This window comes from Mannheimia granulomatis (assembly GCF_011455695.1).
Classification (GTDB): Bacteria; Pseudomonadota; Gammaproteobacteria; order Enterobacterales; family Pasteurellaceae; genus Mannheimia; species Mannheimia granulomatis_A.
Genome location: NZ_CP015030.1, coordinates 560,288 through 576,736, shown reverse-complemented (window position 1 = coordinate 576,736; position 16,449 = coordinate 560,288). Strand labels below are relative to the sequence as shown.

The following is a 16,449-nucleotide window of genomic DNA, read 5'->3' as shown; positions in this document are numbered from 1 at the left end:
AGCGGTTAAATTTGGTAGAAAATTTGCAAAATTTCAACAATATCTGACCGCTTGGTAAAAACACAAATATGAAAAAAGCGAGAACATTGTTCTCGCTTTTGTTTTAGTTAATACCGTAAGGCTCTGTATAAGGAATAATGCCTCGTTTTAACATTCTTGATACGCCATTACTATAACTCGTCCCGAAGCGTAACTCAAAGTTAATACCGAATTTGTTATCATAGTACAAATCGTTGATAGTATCTGGCGAACCTACCGGAGTAGAAACCAATCTGCGAGCAACATAAACATTCGCAGCCCAACAGCAAGTGTTATAATTTAACGAAAGCTGCCCTTCAACCGGCTTATTCAATGCAATATCTTGGTAGTAACTTGTCATCATTGAGATCTTATCCGTTAATTCCCAAGCAAAAACTGCACCTACCTGTTTAATAGATTGACCATACTTATTCGTATTTAAGTTCTGATTAATATAATCCTTACTTGCATAACGATAATTTAATTGAATCAACTTATCCGACTGAGGCTTATATTGTAAAGACATATTTGCCAAAGAGGTCTGCTTCAGACGAGTATCATATTGATAGCTACCATGCCAATTCCAATTTTTATGAAATTTCCAGTTAGACTCTGCTGACCACGAGGCAGTACGTTTATTGATACTATTCTCTACACTATCATCAATTTTTGATGGACCCAGATAATAAGTCTGCCCTAAACTGAAGTTAAAAACCTCTTCTCCGCTTTTATCATTAAAGAAGCGGGTTGTTCCACCAGCTGTAACTAAATTGGCAGACGAAATACGGTCTAAACCACTATAACGGCGATCATTAAACAGTGAGAAATAATCATTTTGTAACAGCGCGGAATCATAGCCTAAGCTTACACTTTGGTGTCTCTTTGAACCAATATCGCTTTGGTTTTTATATGGGCGGTAAATATATTGCACTCGAGGTTCAAGTGTTTGGTTAAAACCTGAAAATAACTGTTTATCCGACTCTAAAACCGTTTGGAAATCTAATTTAAACTGAGGGATTACACGACTTACACTTTTCTTTATTTCCTCTGTACTCTCACTTCCTTTATTTTGCATATAGTGAGTTGCATATAATTTTGTTTCTACATTCAAACTACCATAGCGGTTTGCAAGAGGAAAATTAAGTGTTGGTTCTGCATGAAAACGCCATGCTTTCGGCATCAACCTGCTATCATTTTCAAAACGTGCAGCTTGAGCAAAAAATTTAAAATCACCACCTTGAATTAAATCATTTTTGTAGTAATTAAAATCAATTTGCGGTAATACTCGGTAAGGTCCGATATTCAAATTATCGAATGTTTGGAATTTTTTACCTGAAATCGACAAATTATAGTTTGGTTGATAGTAGCCTAACTTAAAGTTCTGAGTCGCATAGCCATCTGTGCGGTTACCATAAGCCGAATCAAAATCCGAGAAATAACGTCTATCACTTACGTTGGTGTAATCAACCGAAAAACGCCAATCGGTTAAAAAGCTCATGCTATGACGCCAATGTAACAAATAACGTTTACGATCTTTATCTTCCGGCTGATATTCAGTTAAACGATCTCTTGCCATATATTCACTGGCTACCAAACCTTGACCGATTTTCGTTAAATATCTAAACTCCGGACTGATTTGCCAACCACGACGTGAGTAATAAGTTGGAGTAATGGTTGCATCCATATTAGGTGCAATATTCCAATAAAATGGTTGAGAGTAAGTCCAACCGTTTCTACTTGAACGCTCAAAACTTGGAATTAATAAACCACTGCGGCGACGATCACCAATTGGGAATTGTAAATACGGAGAATAAAACACCGGCACACCTAATACTTTAAAGCGAGCATGCCACATTTCGGCATATTCATCTTTGACATGCTGGATCATCTCATTGGCTTCAATCGACCACGAGTTATCATCCAGCAAGCAAGACGTGAAACTTGCATTTTTTAACGTTCGCTTCTCATTACCAAACTCGCCCAACTCTGCCGTACCACGGCCTTGTCTGCCAACTAATTGATAGTTAGCATTAGCAAGATTAGCCTCTTTGGAAAGTAGATTAATTGTTGCATCAGCGCCCGTTGCTTGAATCAGATCATCTTGATAATTAAAATTACCTTGTAAATATGCCATACGGGCATTTTCGCCATCTTGTTCCACACGAACTTGATCTGCAACAATAGAACGATTCCCCTGCTTGATACTTACATCACCGCTGTAAGTCGCATCTCGTGGCTGATTAATCACAGCACTATCTGACTCGATGGTTACAGGCATGCTAAGTTGATCGCCTTCTACCAATTCACCTTGAAATTGAGGCACGCCAAGTAAACATTGTTGCCTTAAATCAGCGACTGTATAGTTGCTATAACAAGCTGCCATCACAGCAAGAGAAAGTAAGCTATAACGCTGTTTCATACTTTTTCCTTTATGAATTAGGGAACAAGCGGTCAAAAAACAGAGAAATTTTACAAATAGTTCAAGGTTTAGAGGTTTGTAAAATTTTGCCTAAAAACGACCGCTTGTTCGTTAAATAATACGAGAAAATTGCTGTCTTCTCGCTAATTGCCTTGAATACACATCAAAACATAAGCAAATATTGCGAATGAGTAAACGTCCTTGAGGAGAAACCACAATTTCATTATCACTCAGTGTTAATAAACCATCTGCTGCCAATGGTTTGAGTAAGTCTAAATCTTCAGCAAAATAGGAGTTGAACTCAATACCGTATGCGTTTTCAATAGTAGTGAAATCCAATTTAAAATTACAGATCAATGCTTTAATCACATCACGGCGAATACAGTCATCTTGACTGAGTGCAATCCCTTTATGCAAGGCAATGCCTGTTGCTTCAACATCTGCATAATATTGCTGTAACTCTTTTTGGTTTTGGGCATAAGTATCGCCTAATAAGCTTATCGCAGATACTCCCATACCTAATAAATCACACTCTTCTTGAGTCGTATAACCTTGGAAATTACGGTGTAAAATGCCTTTTTCTTGTGCAATCGCCAACTCGTCGTCCGGCTTAGCAAAGTGATCCATGCCAATAAATTTATAACCGTTTTCCCCTAAAAATTCGATCGACTTTTGCAAAATCGTTAATTTAGTTTCAGGTCCGGGTAACATATTTTCTTTGATTTTAATTTGTGCCGCAAAACGACTTGGCAAGTGTGCATAATTAAAGACACTCATACGATCCGGATTCAGCTCAACTACCCGCTTTAAGGTATACATAAAGCCCTCTACGTTTTGCTTTGGCAAACCGTAAATCAAATCCACATTCGTAGAAACAAAACCTAGCTCTTTAGCTCGTTTCATCAAATCAAAGATAAATTCCTCATCTTGCTCACGATTTACCAATTGTTGGACTTCTTTATCAAAGTCCTGAATCCCCATACTGATACGGTTAAAGCCAATCGCTTTTAGATGATCAAGCATATTTAATTCAATTTCACGAGGATCCATCTCAATGCTGATCTCGGCTTCATCACTAACTTCAAAATTGGAACGAAGCATTGCCATTAAACGGGCAGACTGATCTTCATCTAAGTAGGTTGGTGTACCACCACCCCAGTGAATTTGAGTAACCAGTCGATTTTTAAATAACGGTGCACGTGTTTTGATTTCCCGTTCAAGATAATCTAGATAAATTTCAACTTTGTGACGATGGCGTGTAATGACTTTATTACAGCCACAGAAATAACAAAGCTTATGACAAAACGGAATATGTACATAAAGGGAAAGCGGTCTCTCCGGATAACGAGCCGCTGCCGCTTTAAAATCATCGTTAGTATAATTCTCATTAAACTCCAATGCTGTCGGATATGAAGTATAACGAGGTCCCGATTGATTATATTTTTGAATAAGGGCTAAATCCCAAATAATTTCTGACATTAGATTGCCTTTTTCATTTCTTCAATATCTTGTAATAGTTGGTAACACTCAATTTTGATATCTGATTCAAGTTCAACTTCTTTGGCTTCACGTTCCAAATCCAGCTTCATCCGTTCATTACGTTTTAGTTTTTTTCGCTCGTCTAAAATCGGCATATTTTCCACCACTTGGTACAACGCCCACATCGCTGTATATTGGCTTAATTTTCTACCTAAAACGTCTAATAACGGTTTTAACCTTAAAACCCCTTCAGATAAATCACATTGTTCTGACATCATTGCTTTGGCAATCACATCAATACTTTCTAATATACGCAAATAACGTTCTTTTTGTGCCTGTTTTGCCTCTTCAAGCAGCGCTTTTTCCCGTCTTTTTTGAATTCGCAATTTCAGCATTAAATGTATGGCATAACCTGCCAATGAAATTAGAATTAAAGCAGCCAACACAATAAGAAATATTTTTAGCATCATAATCGGCTATCATCCTTGCTGATAATTAGCGAAATTTATTAATATCCATTGTTTCAAATTGACGAAGTAAGGCATCTCCTGCATCGCTGTCTTCATCTTCAAATTCGATACCCAATTCAGTCATCAACTCATCAATACGATCTAAACACTCATTCATAAATTTCTGATCTTCAAGAGATAACGTTTTACCGGCTTCTAAATCATCTAACAGCTGATTTAAGCATTCATTATTTTCTAACTGCTCTAGCTCTTGCTCTGGCGAAAGTGTTGGTTTTTGTGGCTCAATCAGCACAGGCTTGATAGTACGCCCTTTTTCCGGCTGATTGACAAACTCTACCATTAATGGCACTTTTTTACGACTGCCGATACGTGGATCTTTTACCTCTTTCACGCTTTCTTTTTTCTTCTCCGCTAGGTCTGCATTACGAGAGCCCGTCGGTAACCCCTTGTGCTTACGTTTACGCTTTTCCTCACGGGCTTGAGCATCTAGCTCATAACGAGTAAGTTTACGCTTTTTACCACCACCTAATTTTGGCGTAGGCTGTGTTGGCTTATCACTTTTTCTAGCCGGCATAATGTCGGTAATACGACGTGTTTTTTTAGTACGACTCATAATTTGTTCAATGTTGCTTAAAATTAATATAAAAGATTATTCTACAAGGAATTGCTGTCTGTTGATAGTCTAGATTTACAATCCAAAAAATAAAAGCATGGCTCATCCATGCCTTTATTTGCTATTTAATGATAGGTTTGCATAAAAAGCTTGTAAGCTTTTAAAAACTTTTCAAAATCGTCCAAACCACAAAATGCGATGCTTTCTTGATTATAAAACTGAAATCCATCCTCGATTTCGTCTTCTTCAAAAGCAGTATCTAAATTATTTGCCTTTGCCATCACTTCGTCATAATCAAAATAAATGCTGTATTCTTTGCCTTCAAAAACGCATTCATAATGATTTGGGAAAGCGGCACGACATTTTTCTATTTCCGCAAAAATGGTGTCCAGATCTTTCTGATTTTCCGTAATTTCACAGTTTAACCAACGAGCAAAAGCCTCGTGATCCATTGAGCATTTTGCAACAACCCCGTGAATACTATGAGTAAATTGATATTCCATACACCTTCTCCTCTTATTTTGGCTATTATAGCCTAACAAGCGGTCATTTTTGCGAAAATTTTTGCAAATCAATTCAATAATAAATGCCACATCTTCGTAACAAAATTTCGCTCAGCCTTAAATTCCGTCCCCGCTACAACACCCTGTTTGCGTAATAAATTTAAATGATGAATTTGATTGCGTAATGAGGTATAGCAACGTTTTAGTTCTTTTCCATCTTGCTGGCTTAAAATACCGGATTCTACTGCACTATCGAAAATTCTGACATTATCTGACCACACTGCCATTTGAGGTTTTTGGTAGCTGTGTGCCAACACCAAATATTGGGCGATAAATTCAATATCGGTAATTCCGCCTTGATCGGTTTTAATATGGAAACTATCCGGTGAATGAGATGATAAATGCTGGTACATTTTTTGTCGCATTTCGCAAATTTCTTGGCGTAATTGACCGCTTGTACGAGGCAAGCATAGAGTTGTTTGGCGAATTTGTTCAAATTCTTGTTTAAGATTCTCTGAGCCAAACACACATCTTGCTCGCACTAACGCTTGGCTCTCCCAAGTCCATGCTTCGTTTTTTTGGTAGTTATCATAGGCCTTAAATGTGCTAACCAAAAGCCCCGCCTCTCCTGATGGACGAAGTCTCATATCTACTTCATATAAAATACCGGCACTGGTATTCAAATTAAAAATCGAGTTGATTTTCTGTGCCAATTTTAAATAAAACTGATGGCTGGAAATGGCTTTTTTACCGCCTACTGTTTGGCTATCTTCAGGGGAATTATGCAAAAAAACTAAATCTAAATCCGAATTATAACCTAGCTCAATCCCACCTAATTTGCCGTAGCCAATTACTGCAAAACCTTTCTCACCGGCTTCTAAATGTTCCGGCTGCCCAAAACGATAGGTAACTTGTTTCCACGCCATATTCACCACTGCATCAATAATCGCTTCGGCAAGATAAGTGAGATGGTCGCTGATTTTCATAACAGGTAACACTCCTAAAATATCTGCTGCCGCAATACGTAAAATATGGGTCTGTTTAAATTGCCGCAAACCGTCAATTAAAGCTTCTTCATCTTCTTCAGGAATCCGCATTAAGTAATCTTGGAGTGCTAAACGGTAATTTTCTAATTCCAGCACTTGGCTCAATCCGCGATAACTAATTAACTCATCCAACAACATCGGATAACGGGCAATTTGCTCAGCAATCATAACCGACTGCCCACAAAGCGTTAAAAGTTGAGGCAAAATTTGTTCGCCTTCCAGCATCAGTTCAATATAGGTAGTGCGGGTCGTGATTTTATCTACAATATTGATAATACGAGGCAGTAGTACCAGATAATCTTCACGTTGAAAAATGCTGTCAGCAATTTTGGGCATTAAATTACGCAACACATTTCGCCCACGTCCGCCAATCGGGCGTTTTACCCAATCTTGGAATGTGGTCGAAAACAAACGGTAGATTTCCTCATAATCACTGTCGGTTACCAATGGATAGTCTTTTAACAGCAAGGCTAAATCTTCGTATGTAATCTCATAGTGTAAAATATCTTTCCATTCGGCTAATTTTTCATTTAGCGGATTATTTTCATCTTCGCTCTCTTCCTCTCCGATGATTTCGTTAAAGATCTGGCGAACTTCATTTTGGTAAGCCGTTAAAACCATTAAAAACTGCGTCCAATCTTCAAAACGGTGTTCAACCAAACGGCTTTCACCGCTTACTAAATCGCGCTGCCAGTAGCTTTGGCAAGCAAACATCACACAGGCTTGATCTTCAAGATCAATCGGCAAGGTTTGCGTTTGCTTATCATCAATTGCTTGCAATACATTTTCAATTTGGCGATAAAAAATATAGGCGTTATATAACTTCATCGCCTTTTCTTCACTCAATAATGTCAATTGGCTTAAACGTAGTAACACGGTCAAAAGGCTACGTTCTTGCAGAATTTTATCCCGCCCGCCACGAATCATCTGGAAGGTTTGGGCGATAAATTCCACCTCACGGATTCCCCCCGCACCGAGCTTGATATTGTCGGTTAAATTGCGGCGAACCACTTCTCGGCTGATTTTTTCTTTCATTTCTCGCAGAGATTGAATCGCACTAAAATCCAAATAACGGCGATAAACAAAAGGGCGTAACATCTGTTTTAAGTAGCGATGATTCGGGTTTTGGTTATCTTCACCTAAAATTTTGGCTTTAATCATCGCATAGCGTTCCCAATCCCGACCTTGTTCTTGGTAGTAATCTTCCATGGCGGCAAAACTTAGCACTAAAGCGCCACTGTCGCCAAAAGGACGAAGCCGCATATCGGTACGGTAAACAAATCCATCTGCGGTAATATCGTCCAACGCTTTAATTAAACGCTGCCCCATTCGCGTGAAAAATTTGCTGTTCTCAATCGGTTTTCGCCCACCTTCCGTTTCGCCAGCATCAGGATAAGTAAAAATCAGATCAATATCGGAAGAAAAATTAAGCTCTCTCCCACCTAATTTTCCCATGCCTAGAATCATTAGCTCTTGCTTCTCACCCAGACTATTCATCGGTGTACCGTATTCTTCACAGCACTTATCAAACAGCCAATCTCGGGCAGCTAAAACTAAACTTTCGGCTAAATCGGATAAACGTTGAAATACAAATTCTACCGTTGCCAGCTTATTAGATTGAATAAAACTCAGTTTTGCCATTTCACGGTGGCGGAACAGGCGTAACTCACGAGCAAGAGATTGTTCATCTTCAATCTGAGCCAAGATTTCCGTTAAATGCTCAGAATAATTATCGCAGTCTTGTGCTGTAGGTGGCTGTGTTAGCCATTCATGTAATAAATCGGGCTGTTTTTGTAAGGTTTTTTTTACGAAATTGGAGAGAGAAATGGCGACCACAAGCGGTTGAATTTGCTCAGGATTTTGCAAATCTACCAATTGTTCATTTAGACATAACTGAGATTGAGCAAGAAGATTGGAGAGCATAAGAATAAAATGTATATTAGTGAGAGATTGTATTTTTTATTTGGAAGATCTGCTCCCCTCTTTAGAAAAGAGGGGAACTAGATCAAGATAATTTGCAAAAAATCTGCAAAATATTATCGCTTGTTAATTAAAACACTCTTTTAAATGGTTTGATAATTACCTCACCATATACGCCAGCCTCAACATAAGGATCTTGGCTTGCCCACTGTTGGGCCTCTTCAAGAGAATTAAACTCAGCAATCACTGTAGAGCCGGTAACGCCAGAACCATCCTCCGTCGGATTTGGACCCGCAGTAAATAACCTACCTTCTGCTTGAAGTTTTTCTAAGCGAGCCAAATGTGCAGGACGAACTTCCAAACGTTTTTCTAACATATTCGGGTTATCTTGTGCAAAAATCACATAGTACATAATATTCTCCTTATTCAATATCAGTTGAATTAATTAATGATAGTGCTTCATCAAGCTCCGGATTATTCTCTCTCGGCACTGCACGAGGTTTTCCATCTTTATCAATAGCAACATAGGTAAATAACGCTTCTGTAACACGGAAACGCTCACGTGCGCCTTCATAAACTTGTTTGATAAAGACTTCCACTTTTACCTGCATAGACGAGCGACCTACATGAATTAACGTGCCGTAACAACATACAACATCACCGACTGAAATCGGCATATGGAAAATCATTTTATCTACAGAAACTGTTACCACTCTGCCTTTAGCCAATTCTTTTGCTAAAATCGCCCCGCCTAAATCCATTTGCGACATAATCCAGCCGCCAAAAATATCCCCATTGGCATTAGTATCCGAAGGCATTGCCAAGGTTCTTAAAATTAACTTCCCTTGTGGGTCTTTTTCGTAAGGTTTATTTTTCATTTTGCTGTTCCTGTTTTTCAGCATTTTTTAAATAAGGGTAAATCACAAATCCGGTTGCAATAGTTGCAACCAACGTTAAGCCGATAATGCCGAAAGATTTAAAATCAACCCAAATCTCTTCAGAGAAATATTGACTGATATAAATGTTCAACAACATACAGAGTACAAAGAACAACGCCCAGCCTAAATTGAGCTTATTCCAGACTTTATCTGGTAATTGAAGTTCTTTTCCCAATAATTTTTTAATTAATGGGGTTTTAAACCCAAACTGACTCACCAATAAAACTAAAGCAAAAAGGGAATAGACAATCGTCACCTTCCATTGTAAATATTTGACTTCGTTAAAATAAGCACTTAATAAGCCAAAGAAAACAACGGCTCCCCCCATAATAGCTTGCTGCTTTTCTATTTTTCCATACAACACTTTTAAAGCAACCATTTGAGCAATGGTTGCAAGAACCAGCACAATAGATGCCATCTGAATGCCGGACATTTTGTACACAACAAAAAATAGAATCAGCGGAATAAATTCAAGTAACTGCTTCATGAAATCTCCTAGTAATTTGCTGGTGATTGGCGATAAACTTGATAAAAACGGAAGCTGAAAATCGCTATAAATACACTAATTAACGTACTTAAAATGATTGTAATAAGCACACCAACAAAACTGCTCCCAAAACCCGAGAAGATTCGAGATAAAATCCCCGGTACTACATAAGAAATTACGCAGAATAACACTAATGGTAACATTCTTCCACGCGATAGTTGTAGGGTAAATTTAATCGTTTCCATTAACCCTTTTTGTGGTTTTTCCAGCAGATAAACATAAATAACAAGGCATAATTTAAAAAACCAATAAAAGCCGATTATAATCATCGGGAATGCCAGAATCATCATATCAGCACTTCCCATAGCAATACTGGCCCCTAACGAAAGCGGTAAGATCATCACAAAATTCAATAACAACACCGGAAAAAATGCTTTTAATGCCTCTGCTGTATGCTGAAAAAAGTGCCGATAATATCCATTATTAATCGATTGAATATTTAAAACTATTAATAAACTGATAAAAGAATTTGCTACACCTAATAAAATAGTTGGCAGCATGTTCGGCAGCTCAATTTGTCGAGAATCAATTTGTTGTTGAGAAATAGAACTCGGCTCATGAGGAAATAAAAAAATTACGGCAAGTTGTACAATCACAATAGTCACTATAGCAATCAGCGCGAAACGCTGCTGATTACGCATAAAATTCCAGCTTTCTTGTAATAAATCCGCAAATTTAATTTGCATAAAATATCCTTTCAATTGGTGTAAAAAAAGTTAACCTAAAGTATAGCAATTGTTAGACAAGACTGCATTAATCTATTGTAGATTTTCGCTAGTTAGATAAAATGAGGAAAAATTTTTAAGAGAATGCTATGTTAAATCTATTTGAAGCCGGACAACGTTATCTGAATACTCTGCCCAATCAAAAAAAATTAGCGAATTTTATACCTGACTATCACATTATTCGTTTGGTTAAGTTTTCCTCTAAAGCGATGCCGGCTTTTGCCTGCTTTGCTATAGTCTGGCAATATCTCTTTTCTGATCCGACTCAATCTATCTTAGCTAACGCTGTGATTACTGCAATATTCGCTATTTCAATTCCTTTTCAAGGGCTTTATTGGCTGGGAAAAAGAGCGAAATCCCCGCTCTCACTCTCATTATTGGCATGGTATGAGTCTCTCAGACAAAAACTGATTACCGCTCATGTCAAACTAGAGGAAGAGCAAGCACTTCCATCTTTTCAAGATTTTGCTAATTTACTCAAGCTAGCAGAAGAAACTTGGGGAGATGCTTATTTTGATGAACTTTGATAAAAAAATCCCCTTTCATCATGAAAGGGGCAAAATACTTTTGTTCTAATTCTGGAGGTTTGAATTACTGTTTTATAAAAGGAGACAAATAAAACAAGAACAAAAGAAAATCTAAATTTTGGCTCCTCCTGCGGGACTCGAACCTGCGACATATGGATTAACAGTCCACCGTTCTACCGACTGAACTAAGGAGGAATAAACATTTCGAATAATAAGCTAAAGCGTTTTAGCCGTCAAACAAAATAATGAACACAGGTTCACAATTTACATTTCTTGACTTTGAATTTACATTATATCAGCACAAACCGAGCAATTCGCTTGTTTTGGTAATGCCATCTCTCTAACTGAGAAATGTAGACCATCAATCATTAATAATTTACCGGATAATGTTTTACCGATATTCAATAAGACTTTTATGCTTTCTAATGCTTGGATACTACCAATCACCCCGACTATGGGTGCAATAACACCGGCTTCCACGCAACTTAAAGTACCATCCCCAAATAATTGACTTAGGCAAAGGTAACAAGGTTGCTTGTCTTGGTAAGTAAAAACACTTACTTGCCCTTCAAAACGAATAGCCGAACCTGATACAAGCGGTCGTTTTTGTCTAAAACATTGCAAATTAAGCTGATTACGAACAGTCACATTATCGGTGCAATCCAAAACTAAATCAACTTTCTTAATCAATTTTGCCCAATCATCATCATTACATTTTTGATTTATTGCCTCAATTTGAATAGTTGGATTAATCGCAGTAAGTCTTGCTTTGGCAGATTCAACTTTCGGCTGACCAATTGTTTGATCTGTATGTAAAATCTGACGTTGCAAATTAGAAAGCGATACCGTATCAAAATCCACTAAAATCAAATGCCCAATACCGGCAGAGGCAAGATATTGTGAGGCAGCACAGCCCAAACCACCAAGCCCTACAATTAACACTCTGCTGGCTTTAAGCTTTTCTTGCCCGTCAAAATCCACATTTTTTAGGATAATTTGGCGGTTATAACGCAGCATTTCGTGATCAGTAAGTTCCATAACATTCTATGATTATTAGTTTAACAACGAATTAAACGGCTGAATCGTGACTTTTTCTCCAGCTTCCACATTACCACGTTCTCTCTCAAGGACGATAAAGCAATTACTTTCATTAAAAGCACTAAAAATATGTGAACTCTGAAGACCAACCGGGCGAACTTCTAATTCACCATTTTCATTTACATAAAAATAACCACGCTGGAAATCTTGCCGACCAACTGCTTTTTTCAGTTTTTCAGCGCTACAAGCGGTTAAATTTTGCGTTAATTTTGCAATTTTCTCTGCAGATAGCCCCGATAATTTAGCTAATGCAGGTTGCACTAACTGGTAAAATGTAACCAAGGCAGAAACCGGATTACCTGGTAAGCCAAAAAACCAAGCTTTCTCTAATTGCCCAAATGCAAATGGCTTGCCCGGTTTCATTGCAATTTTCCAAAAACCGATTTTACCTAATTTTTCTAATACTTCTTTGGTAAAATCCGCCTCACCGACAGAAACTCCACCGCTGGTAATTAATACATCCGCAGCATCTTGTGCAGCCCTAAAGGTTTGCTCAAATTGAATAGGGTCATCGGGTAAAATACCATAATCTAAAATATCACAGTTTAACTTTTCTAACATTAAGCGAACTGCAAAGCGATTGGTATCATAAATTTTCCCCTCACTCAGAGGTTCGCCGACACTGGTTAATTCATCACCGGTTGAAAGAATTGCCACTTTTAATTTACTAAAGACAGGCACGGTTGCAATACCAAGCGATGCTAAAAGCGGCAAACTAGCTACATTCAAGAGAGAACCTTTCGCTAATACTAATTCGCCTTGATTAATATCTTCGCCAACTTTACGAATATTACTGCCCTTTTGGGCAATATTGTTAAATGTAACGGAACCATCAGCATTCAGTGCAGTCTCTTCTTGCATCACCACAGCATCACACCCTTTGGGGATCATTGCTCCGGTCATAATACGTACACATTCGCCTGCTTTTATTTCACCTTGAAAAGGATTTCCTGCAAAAGACTTACCAATAACCGTTAGAGTTAGGCTTTGCTCTAAATCAGCCGCTCTCAGTGCATAACCATCCATCGCAGAATTATCAAAACCGGGTACATTAATTGGCGAAAAGATATCCTCAGCTAAAGTGCGATTCGCACAAGCATTTAAGGATAATCGCTCTATAGCGGTTGGTTGAGGTAAAGTCTCAAGTATGTTTGCCAGAGCATCAGAAAGAGGTAAAAGCGCCATATCTCTCATCCTATAAGTAAAACAGTCTAACTAATTTGAACAAAGAAATCTCTCACACCAATCAATAAATTATTCATAGCGATTGCCGCTAAAATCAATCCCATTACCCGGCTAATAATTGCAGCACCTGCATTACCGATTAAATGCTGAATGCGATTTGCTACCAGGAAAAGAAGGTAAGTAATTACTAATACTAGCAACATAATGCTTGCAGTAGTAGCTTGTTCAAGCAAATTAAAACGATGGTTATCGGTAAGCAATACTACCGCCATCATAGCCCCCGGTGAGGCAATCGACGGCACCGCTAGAGGATAAACTGCTAATTCGTTCAAATTACTACTCATCTTCATCTCTTTTTCCGGCTTGCTTTCACCAAAAATCATCGTTAAAGCAAACAGCAATAGCACTAATCCACCGGCCGCTTGGAACGCCGGCAACGGAATTTGCATAGATTCTAAAAGAACCTGCCCACCAACTAAGAAGAAAAGCAAAATACCGGCAGAAATCAACACAGCGTTCAACGCAATTTTACGTCTTGCATCTATCGGTAAGCCAATAGTTTTCGCCAAATAAACAGGAACGGAACCAATAGGGTCAATAACTGCCCAAAGAACCACAAACTGTACTACTAATGAATCAAACATATTTCCTCCCGTTATATTAAATTTTGCAAAATTTTATCATAAAACAACCGCTTACCAATAAGCTACAACATCAAATTTATTGATTACTCAAAATTCCTCTCTGATAAATTTATCCCTAGTTAAATTTTATAAATGAATCGCTATAAAAAGAGATAAATATGACACATTTTTATTCGTTTTTTCTGCTCTTCATTAAACTTCATTAAAAATTAAGTTTAATTCAATAGGTTGCGTTGAATTAAACTTAATTTTCACTTTAACATTGCCCTTGGCTTAAATTTACTATGCTAAAATATTGCGAAATATTAACATAAATAGACTACTATAATGATTTTTTTTACAGACTTAATTTTAAAACGCGGACATTCTGTCCTGATCGATAACAGCTCTTCCACTATTCACACGGGGCAAAAAGTGGGCTTGGTAGGCAAAAACGGCTGTGGAAAATCCTCCCTTTTTGCGTTACTGAAAAATGAATTACAACCTGAAGGTGGTGATGTCTCACTACCCAAAAATTGGGCTATTTCTTGGGTGAATCAAGAAACGCCGGCGCTTGATATTTCTGCTCTTGATTATGTGATTCAAGGTGACCGTGAATATACACAATTAATGGCTCAGCTAGATGAAGCCAATACTCAAAATGACGGTAACCGTATTGCCACCATTCACACCCATTTAGATACTATTGATGCTTGGACAATTCAAGCTAGAGCCTCAACACTACTGAACGGCTTAGGCTTTAGCACCGAACAGCTGCAACTGCCGGTAAAATCCTTTTCGGGCGGTTGGCGAATGCGCTTAAATTTAGCTCAAGCGCTGATTTGTCGCTCTGACTTGCTCTTATTAGATGAACCGACTAATCACTTAGATCTAGATGCCGTGATTTGGCTGGAACGTTGGCTAACCAATTATCGCGGCACATTGATTTTAATCTCCCATGACCGCGATTTTCTTGATCCGATTATCGACCGAGTGATCCATATTGAACATCAAAAACTGAACGAGTACACAGGTAATTACACCTCCTTTGAAATTCAGCGGGCGACCAAAATTTCACAACAAAATGCTGCTTACCAGCAACAGCAACGTAAAGTTGCGCATTTACAAAGTTTTATTGACCGCTTTAAAGCCAAAGCCACCAAAGCAAAACAGGCTCAAAGCCGTATTAAAGCGTTAGAAAAAATGGAATTGATTGCCCCGGCTTATGCAGATTCGCCTTTTGAATTTGAATTCCGTCCGCCACTTGCTTTGCCTAGCCCGCTATTGATGATGGAAAAAGTGAGTGCCGGTTACGGTGAAAAAACGGTATTGGAATCGGTCAAACTCAATCTTGTGCCGGGTTCTCGCATTGGCTTGCTTGGGCGAAACGGGGCAGGAAAATCGACACTGATTAAATTATTAGCGGGCGAAATTCCGGCACAAACAGGCAAAATGCAATTGGCAAAAGGCGTGCAACTTGGCTACTTCGCTCAACATCAGGTGGATACTTTACGCTTTGATGAAAGCCCGCTATGGCATTTACAAAAAATTGCACCGGAAAAAACCGAACAAGAACTGCGGAATTATTTGGGCGGTTTTGATTTTAAAGGCGATAAAGTGGTGCAAGCAGTACAATCCTTTTCAGGTGGAGAAAAAGCTCGCTTAGTGCTTGCCTTAATTGTGTGGCAACGCCCGAATTTATTGTTATTGGATGAGCCGACCAACCATTTAGATCTTGATATGCGACAAGCCCTAATTGATGCTCTCACCTACTACGAGGGCTCATTAGTGGTGGTTTCGCACGACCGCCATTTGCTTCGCAGTACAGTGAATGAATTTTATTTGGTACACGATCATAAAGTCGAAGAATTTAAAGGCGATCTGGACGATTATCAAAAATGGCTGAATGAGCAAAATGCCCTCGCTAACGAGCCAAAATCGGTACTTGCAAAAAATTCGGAAAATTTAACCGCTTGTTCCACCCCAAATACCAATGAAAACAGCTCGGCAAACCGCAAAGAGCAAAAACGTTTGGAAGCCGAACTCCGCCAGCAAACCGCCCCACTGCGTAAAAAAATCACCCAGTTGGAAAAAGAGCTGGAAAAAGCGACCGAAAAGCTGAATAAGTTAGAAACAATGCTTGCCGACAGTGAGATCTACGAAGCAGAAAATAAAACGAAATTAACCGATACTCTCGCCAAACAAGTCGAAGCAAAAAAACAACTAGAAGATATTGAAATGCAATGGCTAGAGGCACAGGAGGAGTTAGAAGGGATGCTTTCGGAATAGCCTAAAATCAAAATAAGGCATTGAGCGATTAACTCAATGCCTTACTTGT

Annotated in this window: 15 protein-coding genes and 1 tRNA gene; 2 read left to right on the top strand and 14 right to left on the bottom strand. The window is 38.5% G+C overall.

What is annotated here, in order from left to right:
- Window positions 1–103: 103 nt before the first annotated feature.
- From lptD to A4G16_RS02865, 10 genes are all read right to left on the bottom strand, one after another.
- Window positions 104–2,437, bottom strand: a complete 2,334-nt coding sequence (lptD, locus tag A4G16_RS02910; protein WP_165888619.1) for an LPS assembly protein LptD — start codon at window positions 2,435–2,437, stop codon at window positions 104–106.
- Window positions 2,438–2,548: 111 nt separating this feature from the next.
- Window positions 2,549–3,916: an oxygen-independent coproporphyrinogen III oxidase gene (hemN, locus tag A4G16_RS02905; protein ID WP_165888618.1), complete on the bottom strand. Its 1,368-nt coding sequence runs from the start codon at window positions 3,914–3,916 to the stop codon at window positions 2,549–2,551.
- A complete protein-coding gene (locus tag A4G16_RS02900; RefSeq protein ID WP_027074853.1) occupies window positions 3,916–4,383 on the bottom strand; it encodes a DUF2489 domain-containing protein in 468 nt (155 codons plus the stop codon). Before A4G16_RS02900 ends, hemN begins: the two co-directional genes overlap by 1 nt.
- Window positions 4,384–4,411: 28 nt before the next feature.
- On the bottom strand, window positions 4,412–4,999 hold the full coding sequence (yihI, locus tag A4G16_RS02895) for a Der GTPase-activating protein YihI (protein ID WP_042803909.1): 588 nt from the start codon (window positions 4,997–4,999) through the stop codon (window positions 4,412–4,414).
- A gap of 125 nt (window positions 5,000–5,124) precedes the next feature.
- Window positions 5,125–5,502, bottom strand: a complete 378-nt coding sequence (locus tag A4G16_RS02890) for a YacL family protein (protein WP_165888617.1) — start codon at window positions 5,500–5,502, stop codon at window positions 5,125–5,127.
- 68 nt (window positions 5,503–5,570) lie between these two features.
- Window positions 5,571–8,471 carry a bifunctional [glutamate--ammonia ligase]-adenylyl-L-tyrosine phosphorylase/[glutamate--ammonia-ligase] adenylyltransferase gene (gene glnE, locus A4G16_RS02885; RefSeq protein ID WP_165888616.1) on the bottom strand — a complete coding sequence of 967 codons (2,901 nt, stop codon included), beginning with the start codon at window positions 8,469–8,471 and terminating at the stop codon, window positions 5,571–5,573.
- A gap of 127 nt (window positions 8,472–8,598) precedes the next feature.
- A complete protein-coding gene (locus A4G16_RS02880; RefSeq protein WP_165888615.1) occupies window positions 8,599–8,880 on the bottom strand; it encodes a YciI family protein in 282 nt (93 codons plus the stop codon).
- A gap of 10 nt (window positions 8,881–8,890) precedes the next feature.
- Window positions 8,891–9,346 (bottom strand): acyl-CoA thioester hydrolase YciA, encoded by a 456-nt coding sequence (gene yciA / locus A4G16_RS02875; RefSeq protein WP_165888614.1) that lies wholly within the window; start codon window positions 9,344–9,346, stop codon window positions 8,891–8,893.
- Window positions 9,336–9,893, bottom strand: coding sequence for a septation protein A (locus A4G16_RS02870; RefSeq protein WP_165888613.1), 558 nt, complete (start codon window positions 9,891–9,893; stop codon window positions 9,336–9,338). The genes yciA and A4G16_RS02870 overlap by 11 nt, the downstream gene beginning before the upstream one ends.
- 8 nt (window positions 9,894–9,901) lie before the next feature.
- Entirely contained in the window at window positions 9,902–10,639 is a 738-nt protein-coding gene (locus A4G16_RS02865; protein ID WP_165888612.1) for an ABC transporter permease, read from the bottom strand.
- Between the two features lie 128 nt (window positions 10,640–10,767).
- Here A4G16_RS02865 and yfbV point away from each other — a divergent pair, with 128 nt between their 5' ends.
- Window positions 10,768–11,205: a terminus macrodomain insulation protein YfbV gene (yfbV, locus tag A4G16_RS02860; RefSeq protein ID WP_165888611.1), complete on the top strand. Its 438-nt coding sequence runs from the start codon at window positions 10,768–10,770 to the stop codon at window positions 11,203–11,205.
- A 119-nt stretch (window positions 11,206–11,324) separates the two neighbouring features.
- Here the strand turns inward: yfbV and A4G16_RS02855 are convergent.
- From A4G16_RS02855 to A4G16_RS02840, 4 genes are all read right to left on the bottom strand, one after another.
- A tRNA-Asn gene (locus A4G16_RS02855) sits at window positions 11,325–11,400 on the bottom strand.
- Between the two features lie 90 nt (window positions 11,401–11,490).
- On the bottom strand, window positions 11,491–12,243 hold the full coding sequence (gene moeB, locus A4G16_RS02850; protein ID WP_165888610.1) for a molybdopterin-synthase adenylyltransferase MoeB: 753 nt from the start codon (window positions 12,241–12,243) through the stop codon (window positions 11,491–11,493).
- Window positions 12,244–12,258: 15 nt separating this feature from the next.
- The gene (moeA, locus tag A4G16_RS02845) at window positions 12,259–13,488 is read right to left on the bottom strand and encodes a molybdopterin molybdotransferase MoeA (RefSeq protein ID WP_165888609.1); all 1,230 of its coding nucleotides are present in this window, start codon (window positions 13,486–13,488) and stop codon (window positions 12,259–12,261) included.
- 26 nt (window positions 13,489–13,514) lie between these two features.
- Window positions 13,515–14,132 carry a MarC family protein gene (locus A4G16_RS02840; RefSeq protein ID WP_165888608.1) on the bottom strand — a complete coding sequence of 206 codons (618 nt, stop codon included), beginning with the start codon at window positions 14,130–14,132 and terminating at the stop codon, window positions 13,515–13,517.
- Between the two features lie 327 nt (window positions 14,133–14,459).
- Between A4G16_RS02840 and A4G16_RS02835 the strand changes: the two genes are divergently transcribed.
- Window positions 14,460–16,400 (top strand): ABC transporter ATP-binding protein, encoded by a 1,941-nt coding sequence (locus A4G16_RS02835; RefSeq protein WP_165888607.1) that lies wholly within the window; start codon window positions 14,460–14,462, stop codon window positions 16,398–16,400.
- The last annotated feature ends 49 nt before the right edge of the window (window positions 16,401–16,449 follow it).